A 3,529-nucleotide genomic window follows, 5' to 3' on the forward strand; every position below is an offset into this window, starting at 1 on the left:
TGCGTTACTGGGTGTCATCGCTGGAGGTTGCCGGTCTGATCGTGCAGAACAATGCCCAATCTGCCAATGAACTCCGCGATCGGTTGTCCATACAACTTGGTCTTGAAGAGGAAACAACACGATGATCGTGCGTCGTCTTACTGTCATCACCCCCGGCATCGAATAGCACTTCAACTGGTGGCTAAAACCGTGAGAAGTGTGAGGGCTTGGACAAGAAGCCAGCCGCGCCCAGCTTGGGTGTGACCGGCTCCTTTTGGCGATTTTCTGACATTGGAATTTGCTTCCGCCAATGTCCGCTTCCGGGATAAAGGGGTCAGAACTCAGCGACGCGACAAGCAGACTGATCGTGCGCGTGGCATTCGGTGGGAATGCGACTGCCTCATCCGTAGGACAACGCCCCGCTTATCCGCCCCTTCCGATCCTGCAGTATAATGCGCCGCATGAACCGTGAGGCGATCATCGCGATTTTCCGTGCCGTGCCGGTCTGGCTGTGGCCGTTTGTGTGGCTGCAGCTGGTCGTGCTGTTTGGCTGGATGAAGCGGCAGCAGCGCGAGGTGCTGGTGCGGGTCGATCATCGCTCGGGGCGTATCCGTGTGGCCTTCGTGGAAGATGCCCCGGCCATGGCTGAGCCCTGGCGGCCTGTGACCCTTCGCGTGCCCGCATGGCAGCGCGTTGCGGTGGCGGACGAGGCCGTTCCGTGCCCCCGGCGCGCGCGCTATCTGGCATCCGGACCTGTCCGGGGTGTTTCCCTGTATTTTCCGGGCACTCTCCGTGCACGGCCTGCCCGTCGCCGGGATCGACACGTCCTAGGGCCCGCGCCCTTTGCCTTGAAAACCTGCATCCTTGCCGGAGGCCCGAGAGGGGCCTGCGGCCGCCGGTGCAGGGCCTAGTCTTCCTCGCGCTCGATGCCGGCGCGGTCGAGATTGCCGAAACGGGTGATATTGGCGTCGAAGGCGAGGTCGACCTTGCCGATGGGGCCGTGGCGCTGCTTGCTGATGATGACTTCGGCAATGCCGTAGATCTGGTCCATCCGGGCGCGCCACTGGGTCCATTTCTCGTTCGAGGACGGATCGTTCGGGTCGGCGCCGGGCTCTGACCGGGCCAGGTAGTATTCTTCCCGGTAGACGAACATGACGACGTCGGCATCCTGCTCGATCGAGCCGGATTCGCGCAGGTCCGACAGTTGCGGGCGCTTGTCGTCGCGCTGTTCGACCGCGCGGCTGAGCTGCGACAAAGCGAGGATCGGGATGTTGAGATCCTTGGCCAGCGCCTTCAGGCCCGTGGTGATCTGGGTGACTTCCTGGACGCGGTTGGTGTTGGAGCCGCTATTGTTGACCGTGATCAGCTGGAGATAGTCGATGATGATCAGGTCGAGGCCGACCGAACGCTGCAGGCGGCGGGCCCGGGCGGCCAGCTGGCTGATCGAGATGCCGCCGGTATCGTCGATATAGAGCGGCAGGTTCTGCAGCTCCTCGGTGGCTTCGCGCAGGCGCTCGAAGTCGGACTTGTCGAGATCGCCCTGCCGGATGCGGTGGGTCGTGATGCCGGTCCGCTCGGCCAGGATACGCGTGGCCAGCTGTTCGTTCGACATTTCGAGCGAGAAGAAGCCGACAATGCCGCCCTCGACGGTTTTCTTCGAGCCGTCATCCTGCACTTCGGCGCGATAGGCCGAGGCGGCGTTATAGGCGATGTTGGTGGCCAGCGAGGTTTTCCCCATCGACGGGCGTCCGGCAAGGATGAGCAGGTCGGACCGGTGGAAGCCGCCCAGTTTCTCGTCGAGGTCGCGCAGAACGGTCGGGATGCCGGCAATCTTGCCTTCGCGCTTGAACGCGGCTTCGGCCATTTTCAAGGAATCGACGAGGGCTTCGGAAAAGCTGGTAAAGCCCCGCCCGGTCGCGCCGCGCTCGGCCAGGTCGAACAGCTGGCGCTCGGCCAGCTCGATCTGGCGTTCGCCGCTCTCGTCCGGCCCGGGCGTCAGGGCGCGGCCCTTCAGCTCGCCGCTGATATCGACCAGCGCCCGGCGCATCGAAAGGTCGCGAATCATGTGGGCATAGTCGGAGACTTCCGGCCCGAACGCGGCGCTGTCGAGCAATTGCTCCAGATAGCGCGCGCCGCCGATCTCGGTGAGTTTCTCGGCCTTCTCGAAATGCTCGCGCAAGGTCACGCCATCGGCGACCCGGCCCTGCTGGATCATCGTCGCGGCGACGTCGTAAAGCTCCTGGTGCGCTGGCGCATAGAAGTCGGACGGGCGCAGGATATCGGCGACGCGCTGGTAGGCATTATTGTCAAACAGGATGGCGCCCAGCACGGCGGCCTCGGCCGACAGGTTGTTCGGGGCGATGATGTTCGGTTCGGGGGAATGATCGTCGAGAGGCATTGGTTAATTCTAGCCCACCTTGGGCGGCGTGGCTTCATACATCTGGCAGCGTTCTGCCTTTGAGCCGACGGGACTCACAAAAAAAGCCGCAGCCTGTGAAAAGCTGCGGCTTTCTGATGGGGTTTCGCCGGAGCGAAGGGAGACTAGTCCTCGTCCATTCCGCCGATCATGTCGGACAGTTCGGACGCGGCCTCTTTCAGCTCGCTGGCCTGTTCGGATGCGAACGCGGCATTGGCTTCCTGCAGGGCGGAGACAATGTCCTCGCCCTTGGCCTGCCGGTCAGCTTCCTCGGTCGAGCGGGCCACGTTGGCCTGGACGGTGACAGTCACATCCGCGTGGAGGCGGACGGTGACGTCGGTTAGGCCGATCGTCTTGATCGGCTTGTCCAGACGCACAGCGACGATCGGGAACTTGAATCCGGCTGCCGCAGCTGATTCGGTGATGTCCCGTGCGGTGACCGAACCGAAGAGCTGTCCGGTGTCGCCGGCCTGGCGGATCATCGTGAAGATCATGCCTTCGAGCTTTTCGGATTCAGTCTCGGCAGCGGCTCGGGCCGCTTCGTTGCGCTGTTCAATCACTTCGCGCTCAGATTCGAACCGCGCGCGGTTCTTGTCATTTGCGAGAAGGGCCTTGCCCTGCGGGATGAGGAAGTTGCGTGCGAAGCCGTTCTTCACGGAGACTTCGTCTCCGATCTTTCCAAGGCGTTCGACGCGTTCAAGAAGGATCACTTGCATGTCGGTGTCTCCTACTTCACTTCAAACGGAAGCAGGGCCAGCATGCGGGCGCGTTTGATCGCCTGGGCAAGCTTGCGCTGGTTCTTGAGGTTGACGGCCGTGATGCGGCTGGGCACGATTTTCCCTTTTTCAGAGATATAGCGCTGCAGCAGTTTCACGTCCTTGTAGTCGATATCCTGAGCGTGTTCGCCGGTAAACGGGTCCACCTTGCGGCGGCGACCGAACGGGCGACGGGCAGGAATGTTCGTGATGTTCAGTTTCTGAGCCATGTGTCCTGTCCTTTCTAGTCGCGACGGCGTTCTTTGCGCGACAGGACAGCCGAAGGCTCGTCACTGTGCGACTCGACGCGGATCGTCATGTAACGCATCACATCGTCGGAAATGCGCAGGCGGCGTTCCAGTTCGTGGATCGCGTCGGC

Annotated in this window: 4 protein-coding genes; 1 reads left to right on the forward strand and 3 read right to left on the reverse strand. The window is 62.4% G+C overall.

What is annotated here, in order from left to right; translation table 11 throughout:
* Positions 1-440 precede the first annotated feature (440 nt).
* Entirely contained in the window at positions 441-890 is a 450-nt protein-coding gene (locus AADA04_RS12130) for a hypothetical protein (RefSeq protein ID WP_340693535.1), read from the forward strand.
* Here AADA04_RS12130 and AADA04_RS12135 read toward each other — a convergent pair.
* From AADA04_RS12135 to rpsR, 3 genes are all read right to left on the reverse strand, one after another.
* Positions 887-2,377 (reverse strand): replicative DNA helicase, encoded by a 1,491-nt coding sequence (locus AADA04_RS12135; RefSeq protein ID WP_340693536.1) that lies wholly within the window; start codon positions 2,375-2,377, stop codon positions 887-889. The genes AADA04_RS12130 and AADA04_RS12135 overlap by 4 nt on opposite strands.
* 143 nt (positions 2,378-2,520) lie before the next feature.
* Positions 2,521-3,111, reverse strand: coding sequence for a 50S ribosomal protein L9 (gene rplI, locus AADA04_RS12140; RefSeq protein WP_340693537.1), 591 nt, complete (start codon positions 3,109-3,111; stop codon positions 2,521-2,523).
* Between the two features lie 11 nt (positions 3,112-3,122).
* On the reverse strand, positions 3,123-3,380 hold the full coding sequence (gene rpsR, locus AADA04_RS12145) for a 30S ribosomal protein S18 (RefSeq protein WP_045698212.1): 258 nt from the start codon (positions 3,378-3,380) through the stop codon (positions 3,123-3,125).
* Positions 3,381-3,529: the final 149 nt, after the last annotated feature.

Source organism: Hyphomonas sp. (genome assembly GCF_037969335.1).
Taxonomy (GTDB): domain Bacteria; phylum Pseudomonadota; class Alphaproteobacteria; order Caulobacterales; family Hyphomonadaceae; genus Hyphomonas.

Bases quoted from the DNA above. Each gene is read 5' to 3' on its own strand.
- rpsR (WP_045698212.1), bottom strand. From the start codon at position 3,380: ATGGCTCAGAAACTGAACATCACGAACATTCCTGCCCGTCGCCCGTTC.
- rplI (WP_340693537.1), bottom strand. From the start codon at position 3,111: ATGCAAGTGATCCTTCTTGAACGCGTCGAACGCCTTGGAAAGATCGGA.
- AADA04_RS12135 (WP_340693536.1), bottom strand. From the start codon at position 2,377: ATGCCTCTCGACGATCATTCCCCCGAACCGAACATCATCGCCCCGAAC.
- AADA04_RS12130 (WP_340693535.1), top strand. From the start codon at position 441: ATGAACCGTGAGGCGATCATCGCGATTTTCCGTGCCGTGCCGGTCTGG.